The organism is Neisseria sp. P0021.S007, from assembly GCF_051956855.1.
This window is the reverse complement of sequence record NZ_JBQCXA010000237.1, coordinates 1-907: the sequence shown is the minus strand read 5'-3', so window position 1 is coordinate 907 and position 907 is coordinate 1. Positions and strand designations below refer to the sequence as shown.

The 907-nt window shown below is 50.2% G+C and carries 1 protein-coding gene and 1 pseudogene; both read right to left on the bottom strand.

Annotation, left to right across the window (positions count from 1 at the left end):
* Window positions 1-435, bottom strand: a pseudogene (locus ACTHUR_RS12505) (Na+/H+ antiporter); the annotation flags it as partial.
* 133 nt (window positions 436-568) lie between these two features.
* Window positions 569-907, bottom strand: a 339-nt coding sequence (locus ACTHUR_RS12500) for a PDZ domain-containing protein (RefSeq protein ID WP_440398806.1), incomplete at its 5' end; no start/stop codon positions are given.

Below are 907 nucleotides of genomic sequence, written 5' to 3'. Positions count from 1 at the left end.
GTCGGTTACAGGGCGGGCAATCGCACCGACGGCAAGGCTGTGGAAATAGTCGTCAATAAAGGTAACGAATACCAGACAGGCGGTCAGCAGCTTCGCCCCGCGACGGCCTTTGATGTGCTGTTTTGCCCAATCGGCAAATGCTTGGTTGCTGCCGGAATGCGTCAGCAGGGAAGTGAAAATCCCCAAAAGCACCAAGAAGAGTAGGATTTTGGGTTTGCCCAAGGACCAATCGCCGTCCGCCCAAGTCAGGCTGACTGCCATGTCTTTTAAGTGAACCAAGGCATCAAGTGGATTACTGCCTACCAGCAAGAATGAGCCTACGATAATGCCGACACCTAAGGACAGCAATACACGGCGCGTTGCAATGGCCAAGGCGAGCGCGATGGCTGCCGGGACGATAGATAAAATAGAATTCGAATAATTAATAAGTTGCATAATTATATTGTGTATAAGCGGTGAAATATTTTCAGAAGGCCTAAATTGGAAGACGGATAACAAAATACCCACTGCCTCTGACATATGGGTATTTTATCATCTAACACATCATCATGCCGTCTGAAAAATCGGACTACTGCAGATTTAGCGCGAGGAACAAAGTATTGCCGTCGCGTTGTACCAAAAGCGGTACGTTTTTGCCTGAGCTTTCCAATGCGCTACGGAAAGTGGATTCGTCATTGACGCTGATTTGGCTGACGGCAATGATTTCGTCGCCGCGTTTGAGGCCGGCACGTTCGGCCGCGCCGCTAACGCGCAGAACGATTAAGCGTTGTTTACCGTCTGCGTTTTCAACCTGCAGGGTAACGCCTGTATTTTCAACGGTGAATCCGTCATGGCCGCTTTCGTGTTGCGGGGGTTCGGCTTCTTTTGCAGAAGTTTCCGTTTGTTCGGCTGCGCTGCCAAGTTTGAC